The sequence below is a fragment of the Micromonospora sp. MGP-C2 genome, from assembly GCF_057766525.1.
In genome coordinates, this window is record NZ_JBYMEN010000002.1 from 1109320 (window position 1) to 1123998 (window position 14679).

The 14679-nt window shown below is 71.5% G+C and carries 15 protein-coding genes; 12 read left to right on the forward strand and 3 right to left on the reverse strand.

Annotated features, from left to right (window positions below; translation table 11 throughout):
• Window positions 1–64 precede the first annotated feature (64 nt).
• The 4 genes from AC3CF1_RS04770 (at window position 65) to AC3CF1_RS04785 (ending at window position 4070) form a co-directional block, all read left to right on the forward strand.
• Window positions 65–1057, forward strand: coding sequence for a carbohydrate ABC transporter permease (locus AC3CF1_RS04770; RefSeq protein WP_088948468.1), 993 nt, complete (start codon window positions 65–67; stop codon window positions 1055–1057).
• Window positions 1050–1889: a carbohydrate ABC transporter permease gene (locus AC3CF1_RS04775; protein WP_088948469.1), complete on the forward strand. Its 840-nt coding sequence runs from the start codon at window positions 1050–1052 to the stop codon at window positions 1887–1889. The genes AC3CF1_RS04770 and AC3CF1_RS04775 overlap by 8 nt, the downstream gene beginning before the upstream one ends.
• A gap of 29 nt (window positions 1890–1918) precedes the next feature.
• Window positions 1919–3295: a GH1 family beta-glucosidase gene (locus AC3CF1_RS04780; RefSeq protein WP_141909656.1), complete on the forward strand. Its 1377-nt coding sequence runs from the start codon at window positions 1919–1921 to the stop codon at window positions 3293–3295.
• Between the two features lie 106 nt (window positions 3296–3401).
• Window positions 3402–4070 carry a TMEM175 family protein gene (locus AC3CF1_RS04785; RefSeq protein WP_088948471.1) on the forward strand — a complete coding sequence of 223 codons (669 nt, stop codon included), beginning with the start codon at window positions 3402–3404 and terminating at the stop codon, window positions 4068–4070.
• Here the strand turns inward: AC3CF1_RS04785 and AC3CF1_RS04790 are convergent.
• Window positions 4057–4644, reverse strand: a complete 588-nt coding sequence (locus AC3CF1_RS04790; RefSeq protein WP_357847412.1) for a nucleotidyltransferase family protein — start codon at window positions 4642–4644, stop codon at window positions 4057–4059. The genes AC3CF1_RS04785 and AC3CF1_RS04790 overlap by 14 nt on opposite strands.
• Before the next feature lie 119 nt (window positions 4645–4763).
• Here AC3CF1_RS04790 and AC3CF1_RS04795 point away from each other — a divergent pair, with 119 nt between their 5' ends.
• The 8 genes from AC3CF1_RS04795 (at window position 4764) to AC3CF1_RS04830 (ending at window position 11342) form a co-directional block, all read left to right on the forward strand.
• Window positions 4764–5261 (forward strand): 2Fe-2S iron-sulfur cluster-binding protein, encoded by a 498-nt coding sequence (locus AC3CF1_RS04795; RefSeq protein ID WP_327650570.1) that lies wholly within the window; start codon window positions 4764–4766, stop codon window positions 5259–5261.
• Window positions 5258–6241 carry an FAD binding domain-containing protein gene (locus AC3CF1_RS04800; RefSeq protein WP_099854095.1) on the forward strand — a complete coding sequence of 328 codons (984 nt, stop codon included), beginning with the start codon at window positions 5258–5260 and terminating at the stop codon, window positions 6239–6241. Before AC3CF1_RS04795 ends, AC3CF1_RS04800 begins: the two co-directional genes overlap by 4 nt.
• Window positions 6238–8328, forward strand: a complete 2091-nt coding sequence (locus AC3CF1_RS04805; protein WP_488449646.1) for a xanthine dehydrogenase family protein molybdopterin-binding subunit — start codon at window positions 6238–6240, stop codon at window positions 8326–8328. The genes AC3CF1_RS04800 and AC3CF1_RS04805 overlap by 4 nt, the downstream gene beginning before the upstream one ends.
• A 34-nt stretch (window positions 8329–8362) precedes the next feature.
• Window positions 8363–8728 (forward strand): ArsR/SmtB family transcription factor, encoded by a 366-nt coding sequence (locus tag AC3CF1_RS04810; RefSeq protein WP_488449647.1) that lies wholly within the window; start codon window positions 8363–8365, stop codon window positions 8726–8728.
• Entirely contained in the window at window positions 8728–9369 is a 642-nt protein-coding gene (locus tag AC3CF1_RS04815) for an SRPBCC family protein (protein WP_488449648.1), read from the forward strand. The genes AC3CF1_RS04810 and AC3CF1_RS04815 overlap by 1 nt, the downstream gene beginning before the upstream one ends.
• Window positions 9370–9421: 52 nt before the next feature.
• Window positions 9422–9931, forward strand: a complete 510-nt coding sequence (locus tag AC3CF1_RS04820) for an NUDIX domain-containing protein (protein WP_488449649.1) — start codon at window positions 9422–9424, stop codon at window positions 9929–9931.
• 53 nt (window positions 9932–9984) lie between these two features.
• A complete protein-coding gene (locus AC3CF1_RS04825) occupies window positions 9985–10422 on the forward strand; it encodes a Rossmann-fold NAD(P)-binding domain-containing protein (protein WP_099854105.1) in 438 nt (145 codons plus the stop codon).
• Between the two features lie 110 nt (window positions 10423–10532).
• The gene (locus AC3CF1_RS04830) at window positions 10533–11342 is read left to right on the forward strand and encodes an SAM-dependent methyltransferase (protein ID WP_488449650.1); all 810 of its coding nucleotides are present in this window, start codon (window positions 10533–10535) and stop codon (window positions 11340–11342) included.
• Window positions 11343–11527: 185 nt separating this feature from the next.
• On the opposite strand, the gene AC3CF1_RS04835 is transcribed toward AC3CF1_RS04830, so the two are convergent.
• Both AC3CF1_RS04835 and AC3CF1_RS04840 read right to left on the reverse strand, forming a co-directional pair.
• A complete protein-coding gene (locus AC3CF1_RS04835) occupies window positions 11528–12973 on the reverse strand; it encodes an ATP-binding protein (protein ID WP_488449651.1) in 1446 nt (481 codons plus the stop codon).
• Window positions 12970–14628 (reverse strand): NAD(P)/FAD-dependent oxidoreductase, encoded by a 1659-nt coding sequence (locus AC3CF1_RS04840; RefSeq protein WP_328374330.1) that lies wholly within the window; start codon window positions 14626–14628, stop codon window positions 12970–12972. Before AC3CF1_RS04840 ends, AC3CF1_RS04835 begins: the two co-directional genes overlap by 4 nt.
• Between the last annotated feature and the right edge of the window lie 51 nt (window positions 14629–14679).

Genomic DNA, 14679 nt, shown 5'->3' on the forward strand with positions numbered 1-14679 from the left:
CGTCACCGGTGGCCGTGGTCGGGCGCTGAGCCCGGCCACGGCCACCGCCTCCGAGAGGACCCCGATGGCAACCAGCACCACCGCGCCGGACGCCGACCGGCGCGAACCCCGGGCCGGGTCACCGGCCCGGAGGCCGGCCCGCCGGCCCCGCGGCCCTCGCCGCTCACTCCTGCCGTACCTGCTGCTCGCACCGGCCATCGTGCTGGAACTCGCCATCCACGTCATCCCGATGGTGGTCGGCGTCTGGATGAGTATGCTGGAGCTGACCCAGTTCCACATTCGCGACTGGTCCACCGCACCCTTCATCGGGTTCGAGAACTACCGGGCGACGCTCGACCTGAACAGCGCCGCCGGCAAGGAACTGCTGCACTCGTTCTGGGTCACCCTGGCCTACAGCGTGCTCTCGGTCGGGTTCGCCTGGCTGCTGGGCATCTCGGCGGCCGTCGTGCTGCAACGGCCCTTCCGGGGGCGGGCGATCCTGCGTGCGCTGTTCCTCACCCCGTACGCCCTGCCGGTCTACGCCGCGGTGATCACCTGGAGCTTCCTGCTGCAGCGCGACACCGGCCTGGTCAACCACGTCCTCGTCGACCAGCTCGGGCTGCTGGGCGAGCGGCCGTTCTGGTTGATCGGCGACAACAGCTTCTGGTCGCTGCTGGTGGTGTCGGTGTGGCGCAACTGGCCGTTCGCGTTCCTCTGCCTGATGGCGGGTCTGCAGAACGTGCCGGGCGAGATGTACGAGGCCGCCGCCATCGACGGCGCCGGGTTCTGGCGCCGGCTGCGCTCGGTCACCCTGCCGATGCTGCGGCCGGTGAACCTCGTGCTGCTGCTGGTGCTGTTTCTGTGGACGTTCAACGACTTCAACACCCCGTTCGTGCTCTTCGGCGGCTCCGCGCCGGAGCAGGCCGACCTCATCTCCATCCACATCTACCGCAGCTCCTTCAAGACCTGGGACTTCGGCTCCGGCTCGGCGATGTCCGTGGCGCTGCTGCTGTTCCTGCTGGTCGTCTCGGCCGTGTACCTGCTGATCACCAACCGTCGGAGGGACGACCATGCGTGAGACCGCCGGTGAGCGCTGGGGCCGGCGCATCGTGCTGACCCTGCTCACCCTCTTCGTCGTCATCCCGCTCTACGTGATGGTCACCTCCGCGGCGAAACCGTTGCAGGACGTGCAGAACGGCTTCACCTGGTGGCCCAGCCGGCCGACGCTGCAACCGTTCGTGGACATGTGGAGCACCGTCCCGCTGGCCCGGTACCTGGTGAACAGCCTGGTGGTGTCGACCATCGCGGCGGTCTGCTCGGTGGTGGTGGCCATCTTCGCCGCGTTCGCGGTGAGCCGGTACCGGTTCCGCGGCCGGGGAGTCTTCTCGGTGACGGTGCTGTCCACCCAGATGTTCCCCGGCATCCTGTTCCTGCTGCCGCTGTTCCTCATCTACGTCAACCTGGGCAACGCGACCGGCATCGAGCTGTACGCCAGCCGTACCGGCCTGGTGATCACGTACCTGACCTTCTCGTTGCCGTTCTCGATCTGGATGCTGGTCGGCTACTTCGACTCGATCCCTCGCGGGCTGGACGAGGCGGCGCAGGTCGACGGCGCAGGTCCGCTGCGCACCCTGTTCCAGGTGATCCTGCCGGCCGCAGTGCCCGGCGTCGTCGCGGTCACCGTGTACGCGTTCATGACCGCCTGGGGTGAGGTGCTCTTCGCGTCGGTGATGACCGACGAGGGCAGCCGCACCCTGGCCGTCGGCCTCCAGGGCTACTCCACCCAGTTCAACGTCTACTGGAACCAGATCATGGCCGCCTCGCTGGTGGTCAGCATCCCGGTCGTCGTCGGCTTCCTGGCCCTGCAGCGCTACTTCGTCGCCGGCCTCACCGCCGGCGCGGTCAAGTGAGTCATCCAAACCCAGAGGAGATCCGTCCCGTGCCCGACCTGTCCAAGCTGCCACCCGACTTCCTCTGGGGCGTCGCCACGGCGGCGTACCAGATCGAGGGGGCCGTCGACGTCGACGGCCGGGCACCGTCCATCTGGGACACCTTCTCGGCGACCCCCGGCAACGTCGACAACGGCGACACCGGCGCGGTGGCCTGCGACCACTACCACCGGTGGCCCGAGGACTTCGCGTTGCTGCGCCGGCTCGGCGTGGACGCGTACCGTTTCTCGGTGGCCTGGCCCCGGGTGATGCCCGACGGTGTCGGGCGGGTCAACCCCGCCGGGCTGGACTTCTACGACCGGCTCGTCGACACGCTGCTCGCCGACGGGATCCGACCGTTCGTCACCCTCTACCACTGGGATCTGCCGCAGGCGTTGCAGGACCGGGGCGGTTGGCCGGAGCGGTCCACCGCCGAGGCGTTCGCCGACTACGCGGCGGTGGTGGCCGCCCGCCTCGGTGACCGGGTCGGCGACTGGAACACGGTCAACGAGCCGCTCTGCGTGTGCTGGATCGGGCACCTGGAGGGGCGGATGGCCCCCGGCGAGCGGGACCTCACCCGCGCGGTGCACGCCTCGCACCACGTGCTGCTCGGGCACGGGCTGGCCACTCAGGCGATCCGCGCCAACGCCGCCCGGCCGGCCTCGGTGGGCCTGGTGCTCAACCTCAGCCCGATCGAGGCGGCCACCGACCGACCCGAGGACGTCGCGGCTGCCCGCCGGGCGGACGGGCACGTCAACCGGTGGTGGCTGGACCCGATCCACGGGCGGGGCTACCCCGCCGACATGATCGCCACCTACGGCGTCGAGCCACCGGTACGCGGCGACGACCTCGCGGTGATCGCCACGCCCACCGACTTCCTCGGGGTGAACTACTACTTCCGTCAACTGGTGGTCGACGACCCGACCGGCGCGGCACCGTACGCCCGGCAGGTGCCGGTGCCCGGCTCGGTGGAGACCGCGATGGGCTGGGAGATGTACCCGGCGGGGCTGGAGCGGCTGCTGGTCGACGTGCACGAGGAATACCAGCCCGGTCGGATCATCGTCACCGAGAGCGGTTCGGCCTGGCCGGACGAGGTCACCGCGGACGGCAGGGTGGAGGACAAGGAGCGCACCGACCACCTGGAGCAGCACCTGGCGGCGTGCGCGTCGGCGGTGGCCCGGGGTGTGCCGCTGGACGGCTACTTCGTCTGGTCGCTGCTGGACAACTTCGAGTGGGCGTACGGCTATGACAAGCGCTTCGGGTTGGTGCACGTCGACTACCCGACCCAGACCCGGACGATGAAGGCGAGCGGCCTGCGTTACGCCGAGCTGATCCGCGCCCACCAGCGTCTCGCCCGCACGACCGGGACGGCCGCACCGGTGGCCTGATCGGGGGCGGTGCGGTCGGCCGCCCGGGGGTAACCCGGGCGGCCGTTCCCGTTCTAATCGGACGAAACCGCCACCTGCCGCCACGCCCGGTGGCTAGCCTGCGGCAATGTCCGCAGCGCCCGACGAGGCCGAGCAGCCCGACGCCGGAGCGCAGGTGTCCGGCATCGACCGGATGACGGCATTCAGCGACGGCGTCTTCGCCATCGTCATCACCCTGCTGGTCATCGAGTTGCGGGTGCCGGAATACCACGAGGGCGAGCTGCTGACCGGCCTGCTCGGCGAGGGTGCCTCCTACCTGGCCTTCGTGGTGTCCTTCGTCTACGTCGGGGTGCTCTGGCTCAACCACCACGCGCTACTGCGGTTGATCCGTGGCACCACGCTCACACTGAGCTGGATCAACCTCGGCGTGCTCTTCGGCGCGGTGATCATTCCGTTCCCCACCGCGGTGCTGGCGTCGGCGTTCACCCACGGCGACACCGACGACCAGCGCGCGGCCGTCGCCCTGTACGCGCTGTCCGCCGCGCTGATGTCGGCCCCCTGGCTGGTGTTCTTCGGCTACCTGCACCGGCACCCGGCGCTGCTGAGGCGTGGGGTCAGCCCCGAGTACGCGCGCACGCAGCGGCTGCGACCGGTCACCGGCCTGGTGCTCTACGGGCTCAGTGGTCTGCTCGGCTGGTTCGTCAACCCGCTGCTGGGCCTGATCGGCGTCATCGTCATGATCACCTATCACGCGGTGACCAGCGAGGGGTTGCCCCGCTGGCTCACCCGTCGCTGAGGGCGCGCAGCCGCAGCAGGTCGGCCGGGGTGTCCACGTCGAGCGGTGCGCCGACGTCGTCGCAGGGCACCTCGACCACCAGGTCCGGCCGGTCGCGCAGCAGGTCGCGGGCACCCCGGTCGCCGACTGCGTACCGGTCCAGCAGCGGCCAGGTCTCCCGAGTCAGGAGCACCGGGTGCCCCGGCCGACCGGCGTAGGTGGCGACCGCGACGAGCGCACCGCCGGCATACGCGGCCCGCACCCGGCGGACCGCGACCGGGCTGAGCAGCGGCTGGTCGACGAGGACCACGACCGCGGCCGGTACGTCGGCCGGCAGGGAGGCCAGGCCCCTGCGCAGCGACGATCCCAGCCCTTCGGGCCAGCCGTCGTGTCGGACCGGCACCGCGCCGGGTAGATCGGGCACGTCGTCGGCGCCGGCGCCGAGCACCACGTGCACGGGTGTGCAACCGCCGTCGCGGAGCAGCGTGATCCCGCGCCGCACCAGCGGCACCCCGTCCAGCTCGACCAGCGCCTTCGGACGGCCGTACCGCCGCCCCGCGCCGGCGGCCAGCAGCAGCCCTGCGGTCACCGGCATCACCCCCGTACGAACGGCTTTGCGTTATTCGCCCTCAGATGTACCGACAAAGCTAGTCTGGGCCGGTGCAGGGCGGACCCGAGAACGCGACGACGACCGACGAGCGGCACTCGTCCCGGGTGACGTTCGAGGTCAACGGCTCGTCCCGCGAGGTGACGCTGGACAACCGCACCACGCTGCTGGACGCGCTGCGCGAGCACCTCGACCTGACCGGGGCGAAGAAGGGCTGCGACCACGGCCAGTGCGGCTCCTGCACGGTGCTGCTGGACGGTCGCCGGGTGAAGAGCTGTCTGGTCTTCGCGGTCACACTGGACGGCCGTTCGGTGATCAGCGTCGAAGGGCTGGCCGGGCCCGACGAGCTGTCGCCGTTGCAGGCCGCGTTCATCGCCCACGACGCGTTCCAGTGCGGCTACTGCACACCCGGGCAGCTCTGCTCCGCCCGCGGCATGCTCGACGAGGTCGCCCGAGGCTGGCCCAGCGCCGTCACCGACGACCTGAGCGCACCGGCCGAGCTGACCGACGCGGAGATCCGCGAACGGATGGCCGGCAACCTGTGCCGCTGTGCCGCGTACCCGCACATCGTCGCGGCCGTGCGCGAGACGGCGGCGTCCTCGTGAGGGCGTTCCGCTACCACCGGCCCGCCGACGTGGCGGAGGCGGTCGCCGTGCTGGCGGCCGAGCCGCAGGCCGCGTACCTGGGCGGCGGCACGAACCTGGTGGACCTGATGAAACTCGGGGTGCAACGCCCCGACGTGCTGGTCGACGTGACCCGGCTCCCGCTGGACACCGTCGAGGAGTTGCCCGACGGCGGGCTGCGGATCGGCGCGACCGTCCGCAACAGCGACCTCGCGGCCCACCCGGTGGTCCGCCAGAACTACCCGGTGCTGGCCCGCGCCCTGCTCGCCGCCGCCTCCGGACAGCTGCGCAACATGGCCACCACCGGCGGCAACCTGTTGCAGCGCACCCGCTGCGTCTACTTCCAGGACACCGGCAAGGCGTGCAACAAGCGTGAACCGGGCAGCGGTTGCGCCGCCCTGCACGGCCAGAACCGCGACCTGGCGGTGCTGGACTGGTCCGAGCAGTGCGTGGCCACCCACCCGTCCGACCTGGCCGTGGCGCTGGCCGCACTCGACACGGTGGTGGAGGTGCACGAGGCCGACGGGCCCCGCGACGTCCCGCTCACCGCCCTGTACCGCTCCCCCGGCACCCACCCGGAACGGGAGACCACCCTGGCCCGGGGCACGCTGATCACCGCCGTCCGGTTGCCACCGCTGCCGGCCGCGCGCCGCTCGACGTACCTCAAGGTGCGCGACCGGGCCTCGTTCGCCTTCGCCGCCGGCTCGGTGGCCGCTGTGCTGGACCTCGACGGCGACGTGGTCCGCGACGTCCGACTGGCGTACGGGGCGGTGGCGCACCGACCGTGGCGGGCGTACCGGGCCGAGGAGGAGCTGCGGGGTCGACCGTTCAGCCCCGAGCTGGCCGCCCGGGCCGCCGACGCGGAGCTGGCCGAGGCCCGCCCGCTGCGGCACAACGGTTTCAAGGTGCCGCTGACCCGGGCCATCACGGTGCGGGCGCTCAGCGAGCTGGCGTCGTCGTGAGCACCGACGCGGTCGGCCACGCGTACCCCCGGTTGGAGGGCCGCGAGAAGGTCACCGGCACGGCCCGCTACGCCGTGGAGTACCCGGTGGACGGGATCACCTACGGCTGGGCGGTGCCGTCGGCGGTGGTACGGGGCCGGATCACCCGGGTCGACACGTCGGAGGCCCTCGCGTCCCCGGGCGTGCTGGCCGTCCTGCACCACGGCAACGCGCCCCGCCTCGCGGCCGGCCCCGAGCCGGAGCTGTGGCTGTTGCAGGATCCGGCGGTGCACTACCGGGGGCAGTTCGTCGCCGTGGTGGTGGCCACCAGCCTGGAGGCGGCCCGCGAGGGCGCCCGGCTGGTCCGGATCGACTACGACGCCGCCCCGCACAGCACGGTGCTCACCGACGACCACCCCGGCCTGTACCAGCCGGACCACGTCAACCCCAGCTATCCGACGGACACCGCCGAGGGTGACTTCGACGCCGGGTACGCGGCAGCCCCGGTGCGGGTGGACGCCACGTACCGCACCCCGGCGTACCACAACAACCCGATGGAGCCGCACGCCACGACGGCGCAGTGGCGCGACGGACGGCTGCTGGTGCACGACTCCAACCAGGGCGCGTCGTCGGTACGGGGCACCCTCGCCGAGCTGTTCGAGGTGTCCCCGGAGTCGGTGCGGGTCGTCACCGAACACGTCGGTGGCGGTTTCGGCAGCAAGGGGTACGCCAAGGCCGCTGTGGTGCTGACCGCCCTCGCGGCCCGGCACGTGGACCGTCCGGTCAAACTGGCGCTGACCCGCCAACAGCTCTTCGGGCCGGTCGGCTACCGCACCCCCACCATCCAGCGGGTCCGCCTCGCCGCCGACGCCGACGGGCGACTCACCGCCATCTGCCATGACGCGATCAGCCAGACCTCGACCATCCGCGAGTTCGCCGAGCAGACGGCCGTCTACACCCGCAGTATGTACGCCGCACCCCACCGCCGCACGACCCACCGGCTGGTCCGCCTCGACGTGCCCACGCCGTTCTGGATGCGCGCCCCCGGCGAGTGTCCCGGCGCGTACGCCCTGGAGTCGGCGATGGACGAGCTGGCCATCGCCGTCGGCATCGACCCGGTGGAGCTGCGCATCCGCAACGACACGGAGGTCGACCCCGACCAGGGGCGGCCGTTCACCAGCCGCAACCTGGTGGCCTGCCTGCGCGAGGGTGCGCAGCGGTTCGGCTGGACGGACCGGGACCCGACGCCCCGCGCCCGGCGCGACGGTCGGTGGCTGATCGGCACGGGGGTGGCCGGGTCGAGCTACCCGGCCCGCGCCAGGCCCTCGTCAGCCAGGGCCACCGCCCGGCCCGACGGGAGCTTCCTGGTCCAGATCAACGCCACGGACATCGGCACCGGCGCCCGGACGGCGATCTGGCAGGTGGCCGCCGACGCGCTCGGGGTGCCTCCGGAGCGGGTGGAGATCCAGATCGGCGACACCGCCCTGCCGACTGCGCCGGTGGCCGGGGGCTCGATGGGCACCGCCAGTTGGAGCTGGGCGGTGATCCGGGCCGGTCAGGCGCTGCGTGAGAAGCTGCGGGACACCCCGGGCGGCGTGCCGACGGACGAGGTGTCCGCCGATGCCGACACCACCGACGAGGTGGGCGGGCAGCCGGCGCTCCCCCGGTACGCGTACGGGGCGCAGTTCGCTGAGGTGAGGGTGGACGCGGACACCGGCGAGGTACGGCTGAACCGGATGCTCGGCGTGTTCGCGGCCGGCCGGGTGGTGAACCCGACGACGGCGCGCAGCCAACTCATCGGCGGCATGACGATGGGGCTGTCGATGGCCCTGCACGAGGAGGGACTGCTCGACGAGCGGTACGGCGACTGGGTCAACCACGACCTGGCCACGTATCACATCACCGGCTGCGCGGACGTGGAGTCCATCGAGGCGTACTGGCTCGACGAGCACGACGACGAACTGAACCCGGCTGGCGTGAAGGGCATCGGTGAGATCGGCATCGTCGGGGCGGCGGCGGCGATCGCCAACGCGGTGCACCACGCCACCGGCGTACGGGTCCGGGATCTGCCGATCCGGTTGGACAAACTCGTAGGCGCATCAGCCTAGGCTTAAATAAGCCGGTGGTGATATAAAGGTTGTCGTGCACGCCTTCGACGTGCTGGGCGATCCGGTCCGGCGCCGCATCCTGGAGCTGCTCGCCGACGGCGAGCAGACCGCCGGCACGGTCAGCGCGGTCATCCGCGACGAGTTCGGCATCTCCCAACCTGCCGTGTCCCAGCACCTCAAGGTGTTACGGGACAACGGCTTCGCCACCGTGCGGCCGGAGGGCACCCGGCGGTTGTACGCGGTCGACCCGCGCCCGCTGCGCGAGGTCGACGGCTGGCTGGAGCACTTCCGCCGGTTCTGGACCCCACCCCTGGCGGCACTCGCCACCGAGCTGGCCCGGGGCCGACGCGAGCGTCGGCTGCGTGGGCCCGCCGACCCACCCGACGAGAGGAACACCTGATGTTCGACGCGACCGAGCAGATCAACGCCGTGCAGCGGAAGGTCGGCAGCCGCACCCTGGAGGCCGGTGAGGCGCGGGTGACCACGATCAGCCAGACCTACCAGGCGACCGCCGAGGACCTGTGGGACGCCTGTACCAGCGCCGAGCGCATCCCGCGCTGGTTCCTGCCGATCACCGGTGACCTGCGGCTGGGCGGCACGTACCAGCTCCAGGGCAACGCCGGCGGCACCGTGGAGAGCTGCGAGCCGCCGCGCCGCTTCACCGCCACCTGGGAGATGGGCGGCGAGGTGAGCTGGATCGAGGTGCGGGTCACCCCGGTCGGCGACGAGCGGGCCCGCCTCGACCTGGACCACATCGCGCACGTCGACCAGGACCGGTGGGCCCAGTTCGGGCCGGGCGCTGTCGGCGTCGGCTGGGATCTGGGGCTGCTCGGTCTCGCCTCGCACCTGGCCGGCGACGGCAGCGGGATCACCCCGGAGCAGGGCGCTGAGTGGACCGCCTCCGCCGAGGGACGGCGGGCCATGGAGTTGAGCAGCCAGCTGTGGTGCGAGGCGAGCATCGCCGCCGGCACCGACGCCGACGAGGCGAAGGCCGCCGCCGAGCGCACCACCGCCTTCTACACCGGCGCCCCGGAGGCCTGAGCGCGGGCGGCGGCGCGGCGGCCTGAGCGGCGACCGGGGTAACGTGCTGCGGATGACCGGCACGCCGTACTCGCACTGCTCCTACTGCGGCGCCGCCTACCCGCCGGCCGCCGGATGGCCGCGGGTCTGCGTGGCCTGCGGTGAGACCGTCTGGCGCAACCCCCTGCCCGTGGCGGTCGCGGTGCTGCCGGTCCGCACGGCCGAGGGCCTGGGCGTGGTGGTCGTCCGCCGGGACATCGAGCCGGCCCGCGGCCTGCTCGCGCTGCCGGGCGGCTTCATCGAGTACGGCGAGGAGTGGTCCGACGCCCTCGTCCGTGAGCTGCGGGAGGAAACCGGCCTGGTCGCCGCGGCCGAGGACGCGCGACTGTTCGCGGTGCACGGCGCCCCGGCGGGCGGCACGATGATGATTTTCGGGGTGCTGCCCGAGCGAGCGGCCGAGGATCTGCCACCGTCGACGCCGACCGAGGAGGCGACCGAGTGGCTGGTGCTCACCGACCCGGTCGAGCTGGCGTTCTCCACCCACACACGGGTCCTGGCCGAGTTCCTGACCGGCACCCCCTGAGTCACCGACGCTGCGCCGGGTCGTCCGACACGTTCGTGGGGGATGATGAGGACATGGTGCAGGCGTTCGCAGCCCACCCGCCCTGCGCGGTGTGCGGCCGACCCGCGACACACGTCGAACTCGTCGCCCCCGGTGCCAAGCCCGCCGACTGGGCCGACCGCTCACCGCAGGAACGCGACGTGTTCGACGCCGCCCGACAGCGTCATGGCGACCAGCAGTGGTGGCTGATCTTCTCCGGCATCGAGGCCGGCAATGGCACCGGCGACCCGGTCGATCTGGCGAGAGCGACGCGGATCGCCGCCGCCTTCACCGAGCCGTACCGGTTCGCCGCCGTGACGACTGCCGGCTTCTACGATGACGCTGGCTTCTGCGGCCCCTGCGACGCACCGTACTGCCACCGCCACTGGAACGTCTCCAGCACCGGATACGGCACCTGCCCACACGGCCACGGCAAGAGCCTCGATCCATTCTGGTGGCCCGACGACCTCTGACCGTGGCCGTTGCCGCCATCAAGGGTTACGTCGATCCGCAGTATCAGCGAGCGTCGCCGCGCCGCTAGGCTACGGCCTCGACATCGCATGGCTGGTAAGGGGAGACGGACATGTCGCAGGACCAAACTGAGCAGTCCGTGGGAGGCTCGGCCGCCAAGATGGACATCACCGTGCCGCACTCGGCACGGGTATGGAACTACTGGCTCGGCGGTAAAGACAACTTCGCCCCGGATCGCGAGGTCGGCCAACAGGTACGGGCGGTCTTCCCGGAAATCGTCGAGGCGGCACGGTATTCGCGCGCGTTTCTCGGACGAGCGGTAACCTATCTCGCCGCCGAGGCGGGGATCCGCCAGTTCCTCGACGTCGGTACCGGCCTACCCACGGCCGACAACACCCACGAGGTCGCCCAACGGATCACGCCGCAGGCGCGCGTCGTCTACGTCGACAACGACCCGATGGTTCTCGCACACGCCCGGGTGCTCCTGACCAGCAGCCAGGAGGGTGCCACCCAGTATGTCGACGCCGACCTGCGCGACCCGGAGAGGATCGTCCAGGACGCCCGCGAGACACTGGACTTCAGTGAGCCGATCGCGCTGATGATGCTGGGCGTCATGGGTCACATCGAGAAGCCGGCCGAGGCGCGGGCCATCGTCAACACTCTGGTCTCGTCCCTACCATCGGGCAGCTTTCTGGCGATGTCCGACGGTACGGCTACCAGCGAGCGGGTCATCGAGTCGCATCGGCAGTACAACGAAAGCGGCGCTCTGCCGTACCACCTGCGTGAGGTCGCGGACTTCACAGCGTTCTTCGACGGCCTCGACCTCGTCAAGCCGGGTGTCGTGCCGCTGGGGCACTGGCGGACTGACAGCAGGCCCCCGGCCATGGTGGACGGCTACTGCGGGGTCGCCCGCGTGCTCTGACGCGGGAACTGCCTGGCCGATCCGCACGGCATAGACTTCGCCGATGCCTGAGGTGTCGGGGGATTGCGGAGCGGCCGACCGTGGGCGGCTGCCGCTGACGTCTGGTCTTCACCCCGTACGCCGTTCGGCGGGTCGCTTGATGGTTGGTTGCTGGCGTCGGCCATGACCAGTTCCCCGACGCGCCTCTAGGTAGCCTGCGCGTCGCCCGGCACCTCGGTGATCGGCAGCAGGACCCGGAACGTGGTTCGTCCGGGCTCGGTCTCCACCCGAATGTCGCCGTGGTGCTTGTGCACCACGATCCGGTACGAGATGTCCAGCCCCAGGCCCGTGCCCGCGCCGACCGGCTTGGTGGTGAAGAACGGCTCGAAGATGCGCGGACGCACCTCGGGCGGGATACCCGGGCCGGTGTCGGTGACCTCCACCGCCAGCGAGTCACCGACACGTCCGGTGTGGACGGTCAGCACCCCCTTCTCCCCCATCGCGCCCAACGCGTTGTCGATCAGGTTGGTCCACACCTGGTTCAGCTCGGCCGCGTACGCCGGGATGGGCGGGATGCTGCGGTCGTACTCGCGGACCAGCTTGACCTCGGCGGGGATCTTGCCCTTGAACATCACCAGCGTGGCGTCGAGCAGGTCGTGCACGTCCACCACCCGGTGCGGCGCGCGGTCCAGCTGCGAGTACTGCTTGGCGGCGCCCACCAGGCCGGAGATCCGGGTGACCGCGTCACCGATCTCGCGCATCAGCAGCTCGGTGTCCACTGTGTAGGTGAGCCACCGCACCGCCGCCTCCAGATCGGCGGATCCGACCGCAGCCTTCACCTCCGTCAGCCAGGCCGTGTCGAGCCCGCCCCCGACCAGGATCGGCGCCAGGTCCCAGGCGCCGCCGACGCCGTGCTCCTCCAGCCAGTCGGTCAGGGTGTCCTCGGCGTCGGCCGTGGCCATCGGGGTCAACTTCGGCGCGGTGGCGACCCGGGCGACAGCCTCCTCCTGCAACGCGACGAGACCGTGCAGGGCCCTGCCGTCGAGCCGGCCGTCGGCGATCATGGCGAGCTTGTGCCGCATCCCGGCGACCCGGTCGCGCAGCACCGAGGTGGCCCGCACCGCCGCCGCGGCCGGGTTGTTCAGCTCGTGGGTCAGACCCGCCGAGAGCGAACCGAGGGCCAGCAGCCGCTCCCGTTCACCGACGATCGTCTGGGAGTCCCGCATACCGAAGAACAACCCCTCCAACAGGTGCATCGGCATCGGGAACCAGGACCGCAGGGCGTGCGCGAAATCCTCCGCCGGCAACACGAAAAAGTCCGCGTCGGTCACCGCCCGCAGGCTGTTGCGGTAGACCTGGTCGACCTGGTCACCGAGGTACGCCTGGACAGCTCCGCCGTACACGCCGCGCTGGTCGGTGCGGCTGACCTCGACGTCGTCACCACGCACCTGCCGACTCAGCGCCACCGCACCGCGCACCAACACGAAGAAGCAGGTCGCGGGCTCGCCCTCGGCGTACACGAGGGTGCCCCCGGCACGCTGCTCGACCCGGCCGCGCTCGGCCAACCAGTCGAGCTGGCCGTCGTCCAGGGCCTCGAACAGGAACAGGGTACGCAGCTGCGCGGGTGTCAGCCGATCAGACTCCATGGTCATTGGGCCTCCAGGTAGCGGTGCACGAGCGAGACGGCCATCGCACCCTCGCCGACGGCCGAGGCGACCCGCTTGACCGACTCGGCGCGCACGTCACCAGCGGCGAACACCCCCGGCACGCTGGTCTCCAGGTGGTACGGGTCGCGCGACAACGACCAGCCCGCCGGCCGTCGTCCGCCGGCGAGCAGATCCGGGCCGGTGACGATGAAGCCGCGCGGGTCGCGGACCAGCACCCCGTCCAGCCAGTCGGTGCGCGGCTCCGCTCCGATGAAGATGAACAGCCAGGACGTGTCGACCGAACGGGACTCCCCGGTCCGCGTGTCGCAGAGGGTGAGCCGTTCCAGGTGGTCCTGCCCGGACCCACCGACCACGGCGGTGTGCGGGTGCACGAAGATCCGGTCGATCCGTTCCAACTGGTCGATCAGGTAACGCGACATCGAGGCGGTCAGGTCCGCGCCGCGGATCAGCAGGTGCACCTTCGACGCGTACCGGGAGAAGTGCACCGCCGCCTGCCCGGCGGAGTTGGCCCCGCCGACGATGTAGACCTCCTGCTCGACGCAGCTCGGCGCCTCGGTGGCGGCGGCACCGTAGAACACCCCCCGGCCGGTGAAGTCGGCCAGCCCGGGGGCGTCGAGCACCCGGTACGACACGCCGGTGGCCAGCACCACGGTGTGCGCCGCGATCTCGGTGCCGTCGCCGAAGCGCAGCAGCCGGGCTCCCCCAGCCTCACTGAGACCGACGACCTCCCGGGCACTGAGCAGCTCGGCGCCGAACTTCACCGCCTGCCGCCGGGCCCGGTCGGTCAACTGCGCGCCGGAGACGCCGTCCGGGAAGCCCAGGTAGTTCTCGATCCGGCTGCTCTGCCCGGCCTGACCACCGGTGGCCCGCCGCTCGACGAGCACGGTCCGCAGCCCCTCCGACGCGCCGTACACCGCCGAGCCGAGGCCGGCCGGACCACCGCCGATCACCACCAGGTCGTAGAAGTCGCACGCCGGCACCACTGTCAACCCGGCCAGCGCGGCCAGCTCGGTCTCGTTGGGGGCGATCAGCGCCTTGCCCTCGGGGGTCACCACCAGCGGTACGTCCGCCTCGGTGGCACCGGCCGCGTCGAGCAGCCGGACGCCCTCCGGGTCGTCCGACAGCAGCCAGCGGTACGGCACCAGGTTGCGGGCGAGGAAGTCGCGGACCTTGAACGACGGCGCCGACCAGCGGTGCCCGACGACCCGGATCTCGGCGCTGGCCGCGTCCGGGGTGACCGCCCACGCCTCCAACAGCCCGTCCACCACCGGGTACAGCTTCTCCTCCGGCGGATGCCACGGCTTGAGCAGGTAGTGGTCCAGGTCGACCACGTTGATGGCCTCGATCGCGGCGTCGGTGTCCGCGTACGCGGTGAGCAGCACCCGGCGGGCGGCCGGGAAGATGTCCATGGCCGCCTCGAGGAACTCCACCCCGGTCATCTCCGGCATCCGGTGGTCGGCCAGCAGCAGCGCCACCTGTTCGCCGCGCAGTTTGACCTCTCGCAGCGCGTCCAGCGCCTCCGGCCCGGAGGAGGCCCGCAGCACCCGGTAGCGGTCGCCGTAGCGGCGCCGGACGTCCCGGGCCACCGCCCGGGACACCACGGGGTCGTCGTCGACGGTCAGGATCACCGGGTTCGCCATGGCGCCATGAAACCACCTGGCACGGGTCGACCGCACCAATGCGTGAGCTCC

Coding starts and splice junctions, on each gene's coding strand:
- AC3CF1_RS04770 (WP_088948468.1), top strand. CDS start 65: ATGGCAACCAGCACCACCGCGCCGGACGCCGACCGGCGCGAACCCCGG.
- AC3CF1_RS04775 (WP_088948469.1), top strand. CDS start 1,050: ATGCGTGAGACCGCCGGTGAGCGCTGGGGCCGGCGCATCGTGCTGACC.
- AC3CF1_RS04785 (WP_088948471.1), top strand. CDS start 3,402: ATGTCCGCAGCGCCCGACGAGGCCGAGCAGCCCGACGCCGGAGCGCAG.
- AC3CF1_RS04790 (WP_357847412.1), bottom strand. CDS start 4,644: ATGCCGGTGACCGCAGGGCTGCTGCTGGCCGCCGGCGCGGGGCGGCGG.
- AC3CF1_RS04815 (WP_488449648.1), top strand. CDS start 8,728: ATGTTCGACGCGACCGAGCAGATCAACGCCGTGCAGCGGAAGGTCGGC.
- AC3CF1_RS04820 (WP_488449649.1), top strand. CDS start 9,422: ATGACCGGCACGCCGTACTCGCACTGCTCCTACTGCGGCGCCGCCTAC.
- AC3CF1_RS04825 (WP_099854105.1), top strand. CDS start 9,985: ATGGTGCAGGCGTTCGCAGCCCACCCGCCCTGCGCGGTGTGCGGCCGA.
- AC3CF1_RS04830 (WP_488449650.1), top strand. CDS start 10,533: ATGTCGCAGGACCAAACTGAGCAGTCCGTGGGAGGCTCGGCCGCCAAG.
- AC3CF1_RS04835 (WP_488449651.1), bottom strand. CDS start 12,973: ATGACCATGGAGTCTGATCGGCTGACACCCGCGCAGCTGCGTACCCTG.
- AC3CF1_RS04840 (WP_328374330.1), bottom strand. CDS start 14,628: ATGGCGAACCCGGTGATCCTGACCGTCGACGACGACCCCGTGGTGTCC.